General features: G+C 56.9%; 15 protein-coding genes and 1 tRNA gene. 7 read left to right on the top strand and 9 right to left on the bottom strand.

All coding sequences use genetic code 11. The features are described 5' to 3' along the window. Nucleotides 1–1,021: 1,021 nt before the first annotated feature. A complete protein-coding gene (locus GC177_08640) occupies nucleotides 1,022–1,630 on the bottom strand; it encodes an NAAT family transporter (GenBank protein MBI1276024.1) in 609 nt (202 codons plus the stop codon). Nucleotides 1,631–1,700: 70 nt separating this feature from the next. Beyond that, nucleotides 1,701–2,765 (bottom strand): diguanylate cyclase, encoded by a 1,065-nt coding sequence (locus GC177_08635; GenBank protein ID MBI1276023.1) that lies wholly within the window; start codon nucleotides 2,763–2,765, stop codon nucleotides 1,701–1,703. Between the two features lie 231 nt (nucleotides 2,766–2,996). Between GC177_08635 and GC177_08630 the strand changes: the two genes are divergently transcribed. Beyond that, nucleotides 2,997–3,500, top strand: a complete 504-nt coding sequence (locus GC177_08630) for an adenine phosphoribosyltransferase (protein ID MBI1276022.1) — start codon at nucleotides 2,997–2,999, stop codon at nucleotides 3,498–3,500. A 42-nt stretch (nucleotides 3,501–3,542) separates the two neighbouring features. After that, nucleotides 3,543–4,778 (top strand): hypothetical protein, encoded by a 1,236-nt coding sequence (locus GC177_08625; protein ID MBI1276021.1) that lies wholly within the window; start codon nucleotides 3,543–3,545, stop codon nucleotides 4,776–4,778. A 13-nt stretch (nucleotides 4,779–4,791) separates the two neighbouring features. Here GC177_08625 and GC177_08620 read toward each other — a convergent pair whose 3' ends face one another. Continuing rightward, nucleotides 4,792–7,401, bottom strand: coding sequence for a valine--tRNA ligase (locus GC177_08620; GenBank protein MBI1276020.1), 2,610 nt, complete (start codon nucleotides 7,399–7,401; stop codon nucleotides 4,792–4,794). Between the two features lie 86 nt (nucleotides 7,402–7,487). Between GC177_08620 and GC177_08615 the strand changes: the two genes are divergently transcribed. The 5 genes from GC177_08615 (at nucleotide 7,488) to GC177_08595 (ending at nucleotide 12,398) form a co-directional block, all read left to right on the top strand. Then, a complete protein-coding gene (locus GC177_08615; GenBank protein MBI1276019.1) occupies nucleotides 7,488–8,201 on the top strand; it encodes a hypothetical protein in 714 nt (237 codons plus the stop codon). 44 nt (nucleotides 8,202–8,245) lie between these two features. Further along, a complete protein-coding gene (locus GC177_08610) occupies nucleotides 8,246–8,548 on the top strand; it encodes a hypothetical protein (GenBank protein ID MBI1276018.1) in 303 nt (100 codons plus the stop codon). 43 nt (nucleotides 8,549–8,591) lie between these two features. Then, nucleotides 8,592–8,675: transfer RNA gene (locus GC177_08605), tRNA-Leu, on the top strand. 7 nt (nucleotides 8,676–8,682) lie between these two features. Further along, a complete protein-coding gene (locus GC177_08600; protein ID MBI1276017.1) occupies nucleotides 8,683–9,363 on the top strand; it encodes a peptidoglycan peptidase in 681 nt (226 codons plus the stop codon). 173 nt (nucleotides 9,364–9,536) lie between these two features. Beyond that, on the top strand, nucleotides 9,537–12,398 hold the full coding sequence (locus GC177_08595; protein ID MBI1276016.1) for a hypothetical protein: 2,862 nt from the start codon (nucleotides 9,537–9,539) through the stop codon (nucleotides 12,396–12,398). A gap of 8 nt (nucleotides 12,399–12,406) precedes the next feature. Here GC177_08595 and GC177_08590 read toward each other — a convergent pair whose 3' ends face one another. From GC177_08590 to GC177_08565, 6 genes are read right to left on the bottom strand one after another with little or no spacing between them, the layout of a single operon-like run. Further along, the gene (locus GC177_08590; GenBank protein MBI1276015.1) at nucleotides 12,407–13,909 is read right to left on the bottom strand and encodes a hypothetical protein; all 1,503 of its coding nucleotides are present in this window, start codon (nucleotides 13,907–13,909) and stop codon (nucleotides 12,407–12,409) included. Nucleotides 13,910–13,950: 41 nt separating this feature from the next. After that, entirely contained in the window at nucleotides 13,951–15,174 is a 1,224-nt protein-coding gene (locus GC177_08585; protein ID MBI1276014.1) for a DUF4113 domain-containing protein, read from the bottom strand. A gap of 52 nt (nucleotides 15,175–15,226) precedes the next feature. After that, complete coding sequence (gene thiC / locus GC177_08580) at nucleotides 15,227–17,077, bottom strand: phosphomethylpyrimidine synthase ThiC (protein ID MBI1276013.1); 1,851 nt, start codon at nucleotides 17,075–17,077, stop codon at nucleotides 15,227–15,229. A 58-nt stretch (nucleotides 17,078–17,135) separates the two neighbouring features. Beyond that, nucleotides 17,136–17,429 carry a hypothetical protein gene (locus GC177_08575; protein MBI1276012.1) on the bottom strand — a complete coding sequence of 98 codons (294 nt, stop codon included), beginning with the start codon at nucleotides 17,427–17,429 and terminating at the stop codon, nucleotides 17,136–17,138. Further along, the gene (locus tag GC177_08570; protein MBI1276011.1) at nucleotides 17,429–17,956 is read right to left on the bottom strand and encodes a GNAT family N-acetyltransferase; all 528 of its coding nucleotides are present in this window, start codon (nucleotides 17,954–17,956) and stop codon (nucleotides 17,429–17,431) included. The genes GC177_08575 and GC177_08570 overlap by 1 nt, the downstream gene beginning before the upstream one ends. Then, nucleotides 17,899–18,426 carry a hypothetical protein gene (locus tag GC177_08565; GenBank protein MBI1276010.1) on the bottom strand — a complete coding sequence of 176 codons (528 nt, stop codon included), beginning with the start codon at nucleotides 18,424–18,426 and terminating at the stop codon, nucleotides 17,899–17,901. Before GC177_08565 ends, GC177_08570 begins: the two co-directional genes overlap by 58 nt. Between the last annotated feature and the right edge of the window lie 26 nt (nucleotides 18,427–18,452).

Here is an 18,452-nt window from a genome sequence, read left to right as displayed (position 1 = left end):
CTTGAGACCTACGATATTGCCGGCGGTGTGGCGCGTGAATATGACCAGAAATTCCTGAGCAGCCCGGGCCATCTGATGGAAGCCCTCAGCAGCCACAAGGTGACGCCGCGTCAGGTTGAACGTGTTATGGATGTGGTGACGAATGACCGCATCAAATCCTGGATGCCAGGCTTCAAGCAGCTTTACAACCCGCTGGAAAGCAACGGCGTGGCCGACGAAAAGGCCGGGACCGTGGATGCGGGCCTGGTGAATGAGCGCAAGCATGCATGGCAGCTGGCAAGCCTGATTTTGACCATGCGTGGCAGCGAACGCCGTGAGATGGCGAATGATCCGCCGCAGTTTGAATCCCTGACCAGCCTGTATCAGGCCATGGTCGGCAAAATGCTGAGTGATATTGTGGTGCAGCCTAAAGGCGGTGCCTTCCCTGCCGATGTGGATGAGCTGAATGCGGTGCTCAAGACCGTGTCCGACCAGCTTGACCCGGCATTTGGCCAACAGGCGCTGGCCGCTGCGATTCAGCGATTCCAGCATGGCGTGCCGCTGAGTGCGCTGGTGGGCGATAGCGGCAAGATGCCGATTAAGCATCTGCGTGCGATGGAGCAGCAAAACCGTGGCGTTAAGCTCGGGTTTGATAATGATTCCGCCGAGGTGGAGGTTTATTTCGCCACCGGCATAGGTGAAAAGCCCGAGGTGGTGGTGCCCGCGGATAAGGAACTGAACCCTGAACTGTTGCAGAGGATTGTGCTTCAGCAGGTCGGTATTCCGATGGACAGCAAGAAAGACCAGCCGCCGATTGCCGCCCAGCCTTCCGAGGCGGCGGTGGTGGACCCCAACCTGGTTGCCGCCATTATTCAGGCGATTGAACAGACCAAGCTCCAGCAGGCCGCGGCAGCCGATGCGCAAACCAAGGCCGGCGCGATTGAAGAAGGCGTGAATATCGCCGATGGGAGCACTCTGGATGCCGCCGCCCGGCAGCAGCAAATCGGCCAGGACGGCGTGACGCCAAACGGCCAGTAAATCGTTATAACAGCCCGGGCAGGCTGTTTTTCAACCCCGTTAGAATGAAATTCACCCCCAGCGCAGCCACAATCAGGCCCATGAGGCGCGTGGTGACGGCAATGCCGATGGTGCCGAGCCATTTTCGCAAGGGTTCGGCGGCCAGCAACACCGCGCAGATGGCGATGCTCGCCACAATGGAGGCCGCAATCAGCCACAATTTGCCCGGCAGCCCGGGGGCTTCGCTGCTATAGGTGATGAGAATGGAAAAAAGGCCCGGCCCGGCCAGCATCGGCAGGGCAAGCGGGGTGACGGCGAGCTCCGTTGTTTTACCGGTTTCTACTACGTCCGTATGGCCGCCCTGAAACATCTGAAGGGCCATCAACAGCACCAGCAGGCCGCCTGCGATGCGAAAATCGTCCAGGCTGAGGCCGAAGAAACGTAAGGCGGCCTCCCCGCCCAGGATGGAAAGGGTCAATACTCCCGCAACGGCTACACTGGCAATAAAGGCCATGCGGCGGGATTCGGCACTGCTGAGTTTCTGGGTGTAACCGAGGAATACCGGCACCACGCCAATAGGATCGGCGATTGCGAAAATATAGGTAACGACACCGACGAAATCATGCAGGTTCATGGCACATCCCCCTTTGCTTCATTGAGCAGGCAGATAGGCGGGGTTGCGTGGTTTTCAAGGGCCGTGCCCCTTAGTGCATGGCGATGATTTCGTCCATGGACACCTGGTTGCGCCCCGTGTTTTTGGCAATGTAGAGGCGCGTGTCGGCCAGTTTGTAGAGATGGGTGGAATCCACATCGCTCACATGGGCCGTATCGCCTACGCCGATGGACACCGTGACGCCGATGGGGGAATTGGCGCTGCCGAAATCCTCCTTGGCGATGGTGGAGCGTATGCGCTCGGCTACCCAGAAGGCGCCTTCGGTAGGGGTGTCGGGCAGGAAGACGCCAAACTCCTCGCCGCCAAGGCGGGCGGCCAGGTCGGTTTCGCGCAGGCATTCGCGAATGATGCGGGATACCTGACGGATGACATGATCGCCCACATCGTGGCCGAACTTGTCGTTCACTTTCTTGAAGTGATCGATGTCGATGATGAGGATGGAGAGCGTGCTGCCGTTGCGCTTGATGCGCTTCAGCTCGTTATCCAGCCGCTCGAAGAAGGCGCGGCGATTGCTGAGACCGGTCAGGGAATCCGTATTGGCCATGCGGGTGAGTTCTTCCTTGGCCTTTTCCTCCGCCGTGATGCGGTCGGAAATGTCGCGGAGTGAACCGACGGAGCCGATGATGTTGCCGTTCTGGTCGAACCAGGGGTAGGAAATATCGGATACCCAGATGAGGCGGCCATCCTTGGTTTTCATCAGGTAATCGGCCTGCCATTTATTGACATCGCCACGCTGGCGGCTTTCTTCCAGCTGGTTGAAGGACTGAACCTTGCGCATGCCCTCGGACACGATGCGGGTTTCACGGATAAGGGAACGGAAATTCAGCTGCTTCATCTCCTCGGTCGTGTAGCCCAGCAGGCGCAAGACGGAGGGGCTAATGTAATCGTAGCGCATGCCGTCGTAACGGAGGCGGTAAATCACATCGGTGGAATAGGAAGTTAGAAGCTCGATTTCAGATTTTAGTTCATTGATGCGGGAAACATATCCAATGAGTTGTTTGCCGCTTGCGAGCTTGTTTTTCGCCTTCATGCCAAAAAACCGGCTCAAGACACGCATTTCGCGTGATTTTCCTTGCTGGTTCGTGAACAGGCTCATGCGCCTACTCTCCTTTTGGCAATGTTTTTAACGCTGTTTTATTCGAGGCATTCCCTACAAAAGCACGGCTATATGTAGTATTCACGATTTGGTTGATAACATGATTTTGTTTTTCATGCAACCGTGCTATATACCATTCCTAGATGTGAAAACTGGGGATAAGTTCCCCTGCCCTTGGGATTACAGGAACTGAGCGATTGAAGGTTTTACCTTATGAATCAAGAACAATCGATTGATTATAAAAAATTTATTTATGATGTTCCTGACTTCCCAAAGCCTGGGATTATCTTTCGGGACATCTCTCCCCTGTTGAAACTACATTTTGTGGATACGATCAAGGGGCTGTCGAATCTCTTCAGCGAGGATGAATGGCGTTCAATTGATGTAGTGGGCGGCGTGGAATCCCGCGGGTTTATTCTGGGCGCGGCGATGGCCTATCAACATGGCAAAGGGTTTGTGAAAATCCGCAAGAAAGGCAAGCTGCCGGGAGCCATTGTGGCGCGGGAATATAAGCTGGAATATGGCGAGGCGGCCCTGGAGATGCAGGAAGGCAGCGGGCGTATGCTGATTGTCGATGATGTGCTGGCCACGGGAAATACACTCTATGCGGCGGCGGATATCGCCGTGCGGGCGGGATATCAGGTGATGGGCATGGCCATTCTTATCAATCTGGCCTCTTTGAACGAGGTGAGCTGGAACCGGATTACTCCGCGTACGCTGGTGGAATACGCTTAACGCATTAACGTTTATTCAGCTTTTTTCTGGCATGATGGGGGCATGAAACATGTATCAGCCCTATTGCTTGCCCTTTTTATTTCCACCCCCTGCCTGGCGGCGGAGCCCTACCGCATGGTGGATGTGCCCGATGCGCCCAAGGGCGGCTACAAGGAATATGGCAATCGTATCTATATCGACCGTGGCTCGCTGGAGGCGTTGCATGACATGTCTCCCAAGCAGCGGAAAAAGACCATTGACCGCTGGGCGGCCGGGCGCACGGTGATGCCTCAGCAGGCCCGCGAGAACACGCAGGGCTCCGCCCCTGCCGTTTCCTCTCCTTATCACGATACCGGCCCCAAGCCGGTGGAAGCCAAGCCTTACCGGGTTGAGCCCATCAAACCCAAAGGCCCACAGGCGACCGACCGGCCACGGCTGGCGGATTATCCGCGCGGGGTTGCAAGTGTCAGCGCATTTGACGCCACGCGTGTAAACCGCAAGCTGCTGGAAGTGCAGAACCCGGACCAGTATGTGCGCCTGAATGCATTTGACCGCGCGCTTCAGGGCAATGTGTATGAGCGCATGGATAACAAGCAGGTGGACAGCACGATCCGCCCCTTCAGCGACAATAACCGCCGCAGCGCCATTTCCCGCTATAGCCGGGTGAAGGTGAATGCAGGCCGCCAGAATGAATTCAGCGACCTGGTGGAAGTGCCGAATGTGCGGATTGACAAAAGCCAGGTGCAGTATCAGGCTGTCGATCAATATAAGGACCCGAACACAGTCAATAAGCTGGGCTATATCCGGCAAGGTGTGGCCGCCAAAAAGCGCGTAAGCACCAAGGCCTTTGATGTGCCCATCACCAGCGCGGATGTGCGCTATGGCGACAAGGCCTTCAGCGGTGAACGCGAGATTGACGCATTCCGCCCGCAAATCACGCGGGACCGCACGCCGCGCGCCATGCTGGGCAACGTGACCAGCTACCAATATCGCGATAAGGACAATGACAAGAAGCTTGAGCGGTATGAGATTCTTGATCCGGAAACCTATACGCCGGTGGTGTCGCCCAATGTGGGTGTGAAGAAGCTCGACCAGGTAGACCGTTTGCAGGTGATCCCGGTGCGCAAGGCCCCTCGCCTGCGCGACAGGGATGGGAATATTCTGGAAAACCCGAATGCCTATCTGCCAGAAGAGGTGACATCCGGCGTGGGGAATGTGTACCCGCAGGATGAAACGGCAAACCAGACAATTTACGGCGCGCCGAGCGTGCCGGTGTTTACCGGCAGCACAACCAATTAATAACGCCCTTATCTTACGCTGCTTCGCTTGACGCGGCGAACTCCACCCCGATGGTTCCCTTATTGCCCTCCAGCGGCATGCTGGATGCCTGGGCGGATGGTTTGCCTTTGGTGTAGCCGGGCGCGTTGGCGGCGCTCAGCATGTCGGCCATCAGCTCTTCCAGCGCCTGCGGCGGGATACCCGGCGGCAGGTTTTCCACCTGAACGGCGGTGAGCGGGTATTTGACGGAGAGGTTCTTTTCCGCCTTCAGCTTGCGGATGGTGGCCAGCATGGCAACCACGTCATCGCCGGCGGCGATCAGCTCGGGACTGGCCAGGTTGAAGGCCTCCGGCCAGCTGCCGCGATGGTGGATGGAGCCGTGTTTCAGGTAATCCGCCGCATAAAGATGACTGAAAAGCTCGTCCGTCACGAAGGGGATGAAGGGCGAGAACAGCAGCAGGAACAGGCGTGTGCCGTGGCGCAGCGTAAGGGCCGCGCTTTTGCGGTTGTCGCTGTCTTCCTCGGCATAGATGCGGGCCTTGCAGAGTTCCAGGTAATTGTCGCACCAGTCCTTCCAGAAGCAATCTTCCACCTTCTGGCGGGCATCGGCATATTCGTATTCATCAAAGGCATTGGTGGCGGCCTTGATGGTCTCGGAGAGCTTGCCGAGCATCCAGCGGTCGGTGGCGTGGGTGATGCGGGAGATGTCCTCGGCCAGGGTTGCGTGATCCTCGGCTTTTTCAAAATGCATGGCGGCGAATTGCGCGGCGTTCCAGAGTTTGGTGACTAGGCGGCGGCCGGTTTTGACCGTGTCTTCGGTGTAGGCCGTATCCGCGCCGAGGCGGCTGGTGGAGGCCCAATAGCGGACGGCATCGGCCCCGTGCTGTTTCAGCAGGTCGGTTGGGTCGACGATGTTGCCCTTTGATTTGGACATTTTGCTTTTGTCGCTGGCGAGGCACCAGCCGGAGATCATGAGGTTCTTCCAGGGGGTGGTCTCCTCATGCAGGTGGGCTTTCACCAGCGTGTAGAAGGCCCAGGTGCGGATGATCTCGTGCGCCTGGGGGCGAAGATCGGCCGGGAAGAGTTTTTTATGGCGCTTGGCATCGACGCAGAGCTTATCGGTGATGCCTTTGCTGCTGATTTGCGGGGAGATGGAGCTGGTGGCCCAGGTGTCCATCACGTCGGGGTCGGCTTCCACCTCGTCGGCCTTGTAACCGCGCGGAAGCGTGATGAGCGGGTTGACCGGAAGGTCGTCCGGGTGGGCGTAGATGGGTTTGCCTTCCTCGCCGGGACGTTTGGAATACCAGACGGGGAAAGGCACGCCGAAGAAGCGCTGGCGGCTGATGCACCAGTCCCATTTCAGGCCGTCGATCCATTGCTCCATGCGGACGCTCATGAAGGTGGGATGCCAGCCGCATTCGCGGTTGCGCTGCTTGAGGGCTTCTTTTTTGTCCAACAGTTTTACGAACCATTGCGGCGTGGGCAGGAGTTCCAGCGTGGCGCCGCTGCGCTCGGCGATTTTCACGGAATGGGTGATGGGATCCTGCTTAATCAGCAGGCCGTATTCCTGCAGCTGGGCGATCATCAGCATGCGGGCATCGGTGGTTTTTTTGCCGTTCAGCATGTCGGCAAAACCTTTGAGGCGCACTTCGTGCGTGATGGATTTCCAGGCCTCGCCGGTGTCAGGGTGGGTTTTGCCGACATGTTCCAGGTTGCAGAGCTTGCCGTATTTGTTGAGGACGAGACGCATCGGCAGGTTGTGGGTTTTCCACCAGTGGATGTCGGTCTCGTCGCCGAAGGTGCAGCACATTACCAGGCCGGTGCCTTTGTCGGGCTGGACCATTTCATCCGCCAGGAAGGGAACCTTCACGCCAAAAAGCGGGGTGACGGCGGTTTTGCCTTCGAGGTGTTTGTAGCGCTCGTCCTCCGGATGGTAGAAGACGGCGACGCAGGCGGCCAGCAATTCCGGGCGCGTGGTGGCAATGGTGACTTCCTCGCGCATATTGTTGGGCTTGCGGATCTCGTCGATGAAGAAGGTGACGTGATTCATGTGGGAGGCTTCTTCCTTGTCCTCCACTTCGGCCTGGGCGATGGCGGTCTGGTCCACCGGGTCCCACAGCATGGGCTGCATGCGGCGCTCGACATGGCCTTTGCCGACGAGATCAAGGAAGGACATCTGGCTGAGCTTTACCACCTCGGGGTTGATGGTGTCGTATTGCTGGTTCCAGTCCACGCTCAGGCCGACGGCCTCAAACAGGCTGCGAAACTGCTTGAGGGAATCATCCACCACGCTTTGGCACAGGGCGATGAAGGCTTCCCTGCCCTGTTCCTTGATGACCTGGTGGGCTTTGACCTTTTTGGTTTTTTCCACCAGTCGCTCAGTGGGGAGGCCATTATCGTCGAAACCCATGGGGTAAAAGACGTTCTTGCCTTTCATGCGCTGGTAGCGCGCCACGAAATCCGCCTGGGTGTAGCTGAAGATATGGCCCATGTGCAGCACGCCGGAGACGGTGGGCGGGGGGGTGTCGATGACGTAGCTCTCGTCCCGGGTTGTGTTTTCATCCCACGCGTAGGTGTTGGCCTTGTTCCAGTTTTGCGCCTGGGAGGCTTCGATGTGTTTGGCGTCGTAGGCGGGGAGTTTCATAATTCCGTCACATGGGTAAATTAGGTTTTCAAAAAACGATTCATTACGCAAAGTAATGGGAAAAGCAAGGATTCGGGGAGTTTTAAATGGGTTTTGATAATAAAGAAGAGTTCACCGCAGCGGTCCGTTATGCCGAGCGCGTCAATGAATTGCTTGAGATATTGCACGGGCATTTTCCTACCAATTCGCCCGATCAATTGATGTTTCAGGCAAATATTGAGCCCGACGGGGATAGTAGACGTGGAGGCGTGGGGTTCCGTAATTTCGGCGCAACACCAGAAGACGCCAAGGCTTTTGGCGAAATTATCGTTTGCGTGAATAATGAAAATTTCCCCGGTATCAATAGCTTCAGCCCCTTACAATTGCAGGCGATGCGCGCCAACCTGGAGAATGCATTGCTGCCCCTTTTCAAAGGGAATGGCGATGGCCAAGCCGTGCATGTAGCCGTTATGCCTTCTTTTGCGGATGAGGGAATGCGTCAATGCGGCATAACGCTTTTCATTAACACCCGCTTTCTGAATGATGGAATCGTGAATGCATTCGACCAGTTGCCCAGGCTGATCGATACTTCCATCCAGGGTGAGTTATTTGATGATTATGGACTGCCACCCATGCATTTTTCTGCCGTTGAATTTCCCCATTATCATTTAAATAATATGGATGAACTGGTATTGAAGGCCGTGGATGTGGAAAACGAGCTGGGCAAATATTCGCAGCATCAGGCAGCGGACGTGTTGGTTGCCAATGAAGCGGATATATGGGGCAATGCATTGGGCGATGTTAATTTGGATGATTTCTAGGGTTTATGATCAGCATTGAACATTCGGTCTGGAATCGTACGACCATGAGCAGCCTCATGGATTTTCTTGGCGCGACCGGGAAGTTCATGCATGGGATTTCGGATGCGGATGCGCATTTTTACCGTGCCAACCTCACGGCCATGTGGAACTTGTGGGTGGAGCAGCTTGGCTGCCCAGCCGACCAAGTGATAAAAGCGATTCAGAATATTGAACAAGCCGTGCTCAACAGCAGCTCCGATAAGTTTGAAATCCGCCAGGGCGGTTACTGGCTGACGCTGGATGAAGGCCTGATTCGAAGCAGCATGCAACTGCTTGAACAGGTTTATGGCCCATCCACCATCAGGTAAGGCTTTCCCTAGGGCGCTGGGTGCGTTATAGGCAATCCTGCCTGCGGATGTGGCGAAATGGTAGACGCACCAGGTTTAGGTTCTGGCGCCGAGAGGCGTGGAGGTTCAAGTCCTCTCATCCGCACCATTTGATCATGGACCCTGACATGAAAAAGCTCGTCGGCCTTGTTTTTCTTGGTGTATGGGCGATGTGCATATGGCTGTATTTGACCCGCCCCGATTTTTCAGAAATCAAACTTCAGGACGGCGATCTGGTTTTTCAAACATCCACCAGTAATCAATCCCTGGCTATTTTAACCGCAACCGCGAGCCTATACACCCATATGGGCATTGTGCGCGCTGGACATAATGGATTTGTGGTTCTGGAAGCGGCCGGAACAGTTCGGGAAACACCGTTAAAGGATTGGGCCAGGCGAGGCGTTATGCAACGTATTGCCGTTTACAGACATCCCAATATGCCAAAAGAAACCGCTGAAACCATTCTGGTGACAGCGGGAAGTTACAAAGGGAAGCCATACGACCCATTCTTTTCATTTAAGAACGACGCCATTTATTGCAGCGAGCTTCCCTATCTTGCCTATAAGCAGGCAGGCATGGCGATTGGTAAAGTACAGCGCTTATCCGAACTTCATTTCGATAATATGCTTGTACGCCAACTTATCAAGAAGCGCTGGAAACGCCATGAGGAATGCTTGACCAGGCATTTCGGCCTCAAGGAATGTTATGATTATCTGTTGAGTCAGGAGCTCATCACGCCCGACAGCATTGCAAAGGATGCCAGCCTGGTAAAAGTCTACTCCAACTATCCTTTTTAACATGAGCGCATTTTCGCTGCAGTGCACACTCCGCCTTTCTTTCAGCAATTCAGCATTATAAAAAATTCTTTTGCTTTCGGCGGTTTCCGGGAGTACTCAAGTGATTGTATCGGAAAAGAAATTATTGCGGCGCAGCATAAGCGCCGAGGTACAAGAAAACACAGGGAGCTTCCATGAGTGGGGTCGATGCGGCGTCCGCCAATCCGGTTATTTATCATGTTTACACATCCTCCTTTTATGACAGCAACAGTGATGGCACCGGTGACCTGAGAGGTATTCGCGAGAAGCTGGATTACATCAAAAGCCTGGGCGTGGATGCGATCTGGGTTTCGCCCTTTTACCCAAGCACACGGGACCCGAAGAATTCCGACGGCGGCTATGCGGTGAGCGACCATTGCGCGGTGGCGGACATATACGGCAATATGGACGATTTCGATGAACTGGTTCAGGCCGCCAGGGATATGGGCATTGAAATCTACGTGGATTTTGTGCTGTGCCATACGTCCGACGAGCATGAGTGGTTTCAGGCAAGCCGTGACCCGCACCACCCCGAGCATGAGCGCTACAAGGACCATTATGTGTGGTGGACGCCGCCGGAGGGGCAATCCGGCCCGCCGAACAACTGGCTTTCCTGTTTCGATGATCAATCCGCCTGGCAGTGGGACGATGTGCGCCAGGCCTATTATCTGCGGCATTTCGCCACCTCCCAGCCCGCGCTGAACCTCAACCGGGTGGAAGTGCAGAACGATGTGCTGGAGCAGATGAAATTCTGGGCGCAAAAGGGTGTGAACCTGCGCATCGATGCCATCCCTTTCGCCAATTATCATCCGGAACTTTATGATAACCCAGGTTATTACGGCGATGGGCGCAGCTGGGGCAGCCAGTATTTTCAGCACAGCATGTGCCAGCCGCAGACCAACGAGCTGGTGAAGCGCATCCGCGAGGAAGTGTGCGACGCTTACGGGGTGAAGGCGCTGGGCGAGGCCATCGCGGGGCGCGAGGGTGGAAATAATTCCATCTTCGTGGCCAGCGAATATCAAAAGGCCGGGCTACACATGGCCTATACCAACCTGCCGATCGGCACCATGTGGAAATACCCAACCGCCTATGATCTGCAAAGCATGGTGCTTCAGCTTCAGGAGCATTTGCCGGAAGGGTGCACGATCAATTTCGGCAACCATGATTTCATCCGCATGGCGAGCCGCCTGACGGCGCACGCGCCGCAGGAGCTGCATGACGAGATCATCAAACAGGTGCTGACCATCGGGCTGCACTTCATTCCGGGCAGCTTCTGCCTGTATAACGGCGATGAGCTGGGCCTGCCGCAATTTGACGATATTCCCGAATGGCGGCGCAAGGACTGGTCCGACAAAAAACGCCCACGGGATGGATGCCGGATTCCCTTTCCATGGCAAAAGGACACGGATGAGATCAGGAATGCCGGGTTTTCGACAGCCCCTGAGCCGGATCTTTATCTTCCCATACCGGATTCCTACCGCACGCGCGCCCGCTCCGTGGAGGAAACGGACCCCAGCTCGGTGCTGAACGTCACCCGTCGCTTGATCGCCGAGCGAAAGGCCAACCCTGCCCTGCAATATGGCGACATCACCTTTGTCGATTCCGGGCATCCGGATGTGGTGGCTGCCGTTCGGCGGGCGGATGGTCAGGAAGTGTTCCTGGCGTTTAATATGAGCGGGGTGCCGATCTCGCTGGATTTCAGCCATGTGCATGTGAATGGCGCGCCGGTGGGCCGCATGACGCTGCGCGCCTATGGCCGGGCCGACCGGGGGGTAAGAACGCCGGAGGAGGTGTCTCGCTTCGAGGGCGGCGACAGCGCCATTGAGCCAAGCCCGCCTATACCGGGGCACAAACGCGTGTTCGCCTGTGACATGATGTTCTGGGACCAGTTCCACCAGATAGATAATCTGGCGCATCTGAACGGCGCCATCCATAATGACGAGCTGCCGCGCAAGCGGCTGATCGACGGAACCCTGCACGAGGCCCTGAATTACGGCGGCGGCGAAGGCGCGCCCGGCGGTTCCACTTCCACCGTGATGTGGACCTTGAAGGAAATGCTGGGCGATGCCTGTGACGTCACCCTGCTCACCAGCCGTGCAAAGGACGATATTGGCGGGCGACTGAGTGCGTTCATGGAAAATGCCGACATTCGCCTGGTGCCGCAAAATAAGCGCTACTGGGGTGAAAGCAGCGCCATTTCCCATGTGATTGAGGATGGCAACGAGCCGCTGCGGGTGCTGACCTACACGGGCACGGCGCAGCAGGATATGTGGAATTACCTGCGCAGCACGCGCAACAGTTCCTATCACGATGTGGAGGACTGGATTGCCCAGTCCGACCTGGTGTATCTGCCTGCCTCGGTTGCGCAGAAATATGGCGTGATGCTGACCAACGCCATCCTGAAGGACCGTTATTTCCACCAGAAGGAGCTGGTGCTGGCGCTGCCGGTGAATGCCGAATTCGGCTATGACGATGTGAACCTGTTCCGCGGGCTGGTGGCCAGCGCCAATGTGGTGATCGGCTCTTACGACCAGTTTTGCCGGTTATACCAGCTGGAGGTGGACAGCCCGGCCTCGCAGGACGCCATCATCGAACGCATCCAGCTGGAATTCGCCAAGAACGTGCTGCAACGCGACGGCATGCCGCAGCACTGGAACGGCCAGGCCGCCGTGATGCTGCGTGAGAATGGCGATGCCGTTCTGGTGACCGCCAATGGTGTGGAAACCGTGCAGCAGCCACAGCCAAAAGCCGAAGGCAGCAGGCTTGGCTCCCTCCATGCGGCGATTGCGGGGTTCATGGCCGGTTACTGCGAGGATCTGTCGCATCTGGAATCCGTCAGGCTCGCATTGCAGATGCAGCGTATCAAGCACGAACAGAATGCACCGGAAGTGTTCCTTCACGAGCCGACGCAGGCGCTGAATACGGCGATTGCTTCGCTTGGGGACGAGCATCTGGCTGGTGCGTTTTCCGATATTCAGCACCGGGCGACGGAGCACCGAGCCAGCTGGGTTGCCTAAACAAGGCGTCAGGCAACGTGCTTTCTGGGGGCATCATCGCGCGATGTCGTGATGATGAGGTTTGGGATAAGGGTGTCGATCGGCTCCTGGGAGATCAGCCCCATGGCTTTTTCCCGGACAGCGTTCAGGCGATTGTAGATCGCCTCCCCGTCCACAGCATAGGCATTGCCGTCCAGAACCAGGCTGAGAGGGTTGGCAAACGTGTGCAGAGCCATACGCCTCACATCCTCATACGTGATGCGGTTGAGCAGATTCACTAAATTATCCGTCACTTCGAATTCGGGATTCTGCAGCAGGCATTTGGCTATGCGCGACATACCAAAACGCGCGCCATCCAGCCGCATGGCCTTGACGGTGGCTTCTTTCGTTTCATTGAACAGCCGCAGAAAACGCTCATCGGGTTCACGCAGGAAGGCTTCAAGCCCTTCCGCAATAATATTGGCAGCGTCCATAAAATATTCGCTTTCGACCTCTGTTCCAATGTAGAGGCCGCTACGCGTGTAATCTTCCTCTATGGACGCATTGATGTCGTAGCCAAGCCCATCCCCACGTAATTTTGAGCTCATCCACCCATCACGCCAGGCGGAAAGCATGTTTCCCAGCATAAAGAGGGCAGCCATGTTCTGCGTATCGCTGATGGCAACCGATGGGAAATAGAGCCGCAAGGAAAGCTGTTCTGCATTCGGATAGGGAAAGAGCACCCATCCGCCATCGGGGTTGTAGCGCTCGTCGCGCCATTGCGTGGAACCGGGCGGGATGAGGTGCATATGTTCCCGCACGGTTTCTAGCAATTCCATGTCCGGCTTGATGGAGCCGCTTAATGTCAGCACCATATTGCCTGCCCTGTAATGCTCATCCACATAGCGTTGCAGCTCTGGCAGGGTGATGTTGCTTACCGTGGCTGGCTGCCCGCCGACCAGCTTGTTGTGAGGAAAATTGGCGTAGATCAGCTCCATCAGTTTTTGCGCGGCCTGGTAGGAGGGTTTGTTGGCCTCACGCATTTCCTGCACGACGATAGCTTTTTGTTCCTCGAAAACATCCGGCGCGATGTCTTTGGCGGCGGCCATATGGGCCATTAGCTCCAGCGCATCGGGGAGTTCGTCGCGCAGGCATTCAATGGTGAAGATGGTGGTTTCCTGTCCTACCTGAAAAGGATTCTCGCGGTTGCCGAAGGCCGTGATGCGGGCCATGAGCTCCGGCTCCTGGGGGTATTGCTCGGTATGGGGAACAACATGCTCGGAAAGATGAGAGAGACCGTAGGTCGTTTTCTTTTTTTCCATGGCCTGACCGGAATGGATGTGAAGCCGCACCACCACCCCTTCTTTTCTGGAATCATATTCCGGGATGACGATCACGCGCATGCCGTTATCCAGATCGGCCACATGAATGTCGTTATCCGCCAGTACCTGTACCGTGCGCGCATTGAAACTGCGCGGCGCAAATGCCGTGTTGTTAAACATAAACCTGCCCTGTTTTTTTATTTGTATCGGCAGCGTAACAGCGATTGCCATTCCAATGCAAGCACTGCCTATAAGCCATTGAATCGCTGTTTTTAATCCTGCGCCTCATACATACCGGGTACGCGGCTGAAGGCAATTTTGTCGCCGCCGATTTTCTTTTTTACGTCTTCGTTCACGCCGAAGGTGATGGTGTTGCGGCCGAATTTGCGGTTGAGGGCGTCGACCGTCTGCATCACCTTGTTGCGTTTGGGCGCGGTGAAGAGGTCGTCCTGATGGTGCTGGGCGGCCACCAGGCCGTGCAGCACCACACCGGTGCGGTGCGGGCGGGTGTTTGGCGGGTGGAGGCGCCAGGCTTCTTCCAGCTGCCGGAGCAGGAAGGAGGTGTCCTGCGTTTCGTTGAAGCGAATCTGTTCGGCCCAATAGCCTGCATGATCCGCCAGTTTGACGTGGATGCTGAGGTTGCGGGCGTAGTAACCTTTGCTGCGAAGACGTTCGGCGGCTTTGGTGAGGAGGCCGCGGGTGATCTCGTAGGCATCCTTCCAGTTGCGCAGGTTGGGTTCCAGCACGTGCTGGTGGCCGATGGTGCTGGTGTTGGTATCCTGCGGCTCTATCTGCTCCCCATGCAGAAGCTGATGGAAACGCGCACCGCCAACATTGCCCCAGATGGCGCGAAGCTGCATGGAATCGCACGCATAAAGCTGGGTGATGGTGCCGATGCCGCATTTGTAGAGCCGACGCGCCATGCGCGGGCCGATGCCGGGAATGGCCTGAAGCGGCAGGTGCTCGATGGATTGGGGCAAGGATTCCTTAGTCAGCACCGTGAGACCATCGGGCTTTTGCATGTCCGACCCCAGCTTGGCCAGCAGGATGTTGGGGGCCAGCCCAACCGAGGATGTAAGGCACTCTCCGACCTGGGTAGTGATGGCTTTTTTGATTTTCTTTGCCAGGGCAATGGCATTTTCCAGTTCTTTTTCCGGGCCCATGAGGCGGCAGGCGACTTCGTCGATGGACATAATACGCTCCACCGGTATGCAGGTGTCGATCGCATCGAGGATGCGATGATGGTACTGAAGGTAGGTTTTCGGGCGGCTAAGGACGAAGCGCATGCCGGGGCACATGGCCCTCGCCTCTTTTACGCCGGTGCCGGTTTTGATGCCGTATCGCTTGGCTTCATAGCTGGCGGCGAGGATGGAGGTGTAGTCGGTCTCCACGGCGATGACGCCGACGGGCTTGCCGCGCAGTTCAGGGTTCTCCTGCTGTTCGCAGGAGGCGAAGAAACTATTGAGATCGAGCACTAGCCATTGGACCTGGGGCATATAAACAAAGCCCCCTCACCCCAGCCCTCTCCCACAAGGGGAGAGGGAGAGATTAAGCGGCTTCCACCTTGTGATAGATTTTGCTGCCGGTTTCGCGGAATTTTTCGGACATTTCTTTCATGCCTTCCTCTGCCTGTTGCTTGGCGGCGAAGTCACGCACCTGCTGGGTGATTTCCATGGAGCAGAATTTGGGGCCGCACATGGAGCAGAAATGGGCGACTTTCGCGCCTTCCGCCGGGAGGGTGGCGTCATGGTATTCCATCGCACGGGTGGGGTCGAGCGAGAGGTGGAACTGGTCGCGCCAGCGGAACTCGAAACGTGCGCGGGAGAGCGCATCGTCGCGGAGTTTGGCGGCGGGGTGGCCTTTGGCGAGATCGGCCGCGTGGGCGGCGATTTTGTAGGTGACGACGCCAACGCGCACGTCCTCGCGGTCAGGCAGGCCGAGATGTTCTTTTGGCGTGACGTAGCAGAGCATGGCGGTGCCGTACCAGCCGATCATGGCGGCGCCGATGCCGCTGGTGATGTGGTCGTAGCCGGGGGCGATGTCGGTGGTGAGCGGCCCGAGCGTGTAGAAGGGGGCCTCTTTGCAAAGCTCCAGCTGCTTGTCCATGTTCTCCTTGATCTGGTGCATGGGCACGTGGCCGGGGCCTTCGATCATCACCTGGCAATCGTGCTTCCAGGCGATATCGGTGAGCTCGCCCAGCGTTTCCAGCTCAGCGAACTGAGCCTGGTCGTTCGCATCGGCGATGGAGCCGGGGCGAAGGCCGTCACCGAGGGAGAAGGTGACGTCGTATTGTTTCATGATCTCGCAGATTTCCTCGAAATGGGTGTAGAGGAAATTCTCCTTATGGTGGGCCATGCACCATTTGGTGAGGATGGAGCCGCCGCGGGAAACGATGCCGGTGACGCGGTTAGCGGTCATGGGGATGTAGCGAAGCAATACGCCCGCATGGATGGTGAAGTAATCCACGCCCTGCTCGCATTGTTCGATGAGGGTATCGCGGTAGATTTCCCAGGTCAGGTCCTCGGCAATGCCGCCGACTTTCTCCAGCGCCTGATAGATGGGCACGGTGCCGATGGGCACGGAGGAGTTGCGGATGATCCATTCGCGGATGTTGTGGATGTTGCGGCCGGTGGAGAGGTCCATCACGTTATCCGCGCCCCAGCGGGTGGCCCAGATCATTTTCTCGATCTCGTCATCGACCGATGATGTGACGGCGGAATTGCCGATATTGGCGTTGATCTTGACCAGGAAGTTGCGGCCGATGATCATCGGCTCCACCTCGGGGTGGTTGATGTTGGCGGCGATGATGGCCCTGCCCGCGGCCACTTCGCTGCGCACGAATTCCGGCGTGATAAGGCCCGGGAGGTTGGCGCCGAAGCTCTCGCCGCCCTGGCTGGCTTTCATGGCGGCGGTGCGGCCTACATTCTCGCGCACGGCGATGTATTCCATCTCTTTCGTGATGATGCCCGCTTTGGCATAGGCCATCTGGCTGACATTCCTGCCGGGTTTGGCGCGGAGTTTGGTTTTGGGGACGTTGGGGAATTCCTCCACCAGTTTGCCGCTGGCGGCGTTCCAGTCCTTGAAGCCGTTATCCTCGGGTTTTACATCGCGGCCGGTATATTCCTCCACGTCGCCGCGGGCCTTGATCCATTCGCCGCGGATGTCGGCAACACCCTTGCGGGTGTCGATGGCGATGCTGGGGTCGGTATAGGGGCCGGAAGTGTCGTAGAGGCGGACGTTGGGTTCTTTGGCCTCGACACTCATCTGTACTTCGCGCATGGCCACGCGCATGCCAGAGGGGGTTTCCACGTAAATTTTCTTTGAGCCGGCGATGGGGCCGAGGGTCAGGGTGCCCGGCAGGTCGGCTTTCAGGTGGGTGAGTTTGGTGGAACTGGTCATGGCTGTAACCCTTCAGATTGGCTGGCCAGTGTAGCAAAACGCGGGGGGCTTACAAGCGTTAGAAGTCCAGAACGACTTTGTCGCGGGGTTTTTCCGAGATGAAGGCCATGGAGGCATCGTTTTCATCCTCAATCTGCATCAGCCAGTCATCCAGGGCTTCGACATCGATGGGCGTGGCATCCGGCTTCAATTCACCGAATACCGCGTATTCATGGTTCATTTCATCATCGCTGTCATGCGTCAATGTAACCAGTGCATTGTCCGGCTGCTGGCAGAACTGACGGTAATCCTCACTGGCCAGGAAGGCCTGAGCATCTTCTTTTTCCGAAAAAAAGGTGATGAGCCAGGCCACTACGCAGCACTCTTATTGCCGATGTTGCGGGCGGCGAGCATGTCGGCGAAGACTTTCTGGTTCTCCTCGCCCAGCGGCTTGAGGAAAACATTACCTAGGGCGACATAGCCGATGCGGTCATAGAATTTCGTGGCGTTCTCGTTGCCTTTGTAGGATTTGAGCAGCACCAGTTTGCAGCCGAGTTCCTCGGCGCGTTTTTCCAGCCAGTCCATCAGCATGCGACCGTAGTTTTTGCCGCGGTGTTCGGGCAGGACGATGAGGTTGTCGGGTTCCAGGAACTTGTCGCACCAGAACTGGTGGGCGAGCCAGTAGCCGACCAGAGCGGCGAGCTTGTTATCCTCAAACAGGCCGACGAGCACCTCCCCTTCATCGGTGACGATTTTCAGCAGGCGCTGGAAGGCTTCGTCCGTCATGTCGGGGTTGAGGGAATAGAGCAGCGGGTAGCAGGTTTGGGCTGCTTCTTCGTATGCTATTTCGCGGATGGTGATGGTGGCCATGATTGTATGTCGCCCTCGGAATAAAACCATATTGCGCAGGCTGGCGGCTGGGGCATGGCGGCAAGGAGGTTTTTGACCTGATCCTGTTTTGTTTTTTGGGGCGCGGCCAATACCAGCAAAGCGTCCTGCTTCAGGTCTTTTAGCGCGGTTTGCAGCCAAGGCAAGGAGGGATTTTCAGGGATTTTGGGGAGATGGATGGGGTGTGAGGTGGATTCGTTGAGGCGGTATTCTGCCTGGCCCTGCTCTTTGGTGAGGCGGCATTCAGCCATTTCGCCATGATGGGCGACATCCACTGTTTGGGCGATGATGTGGGCTTGCTCCAGCGCGGTCCAGTCCGCGGGAGTGATGTCGAAATGGAGGTTGGCGCTGCGGGCTTTCAGCAGGCGGGCGCATTCCCGCGTGATGTGGGAAGGTTCGTGCCAGTCGTAAAGCCAGTCGGAAAAGGGCATGGTTTGCTCGTCATTCCAGCGGAGGCTGGAATCCAGCCTTCTGTCGTACATGACAGGTTATTACGGATGAGAGATGG

It is taken from the genome of bacterium (assembly GCA_016124905.1).
Lineage (GTDB): Bacteria > Pseudomonadota > Alphaproteobacteria > Rickettsiales > RI-342 > RI-342.
The sequence above is the reverse complement of the archived record's forward strand: the minus strand, read 5'-3'. Positions and strand labels throughout refer to the sequence as shown.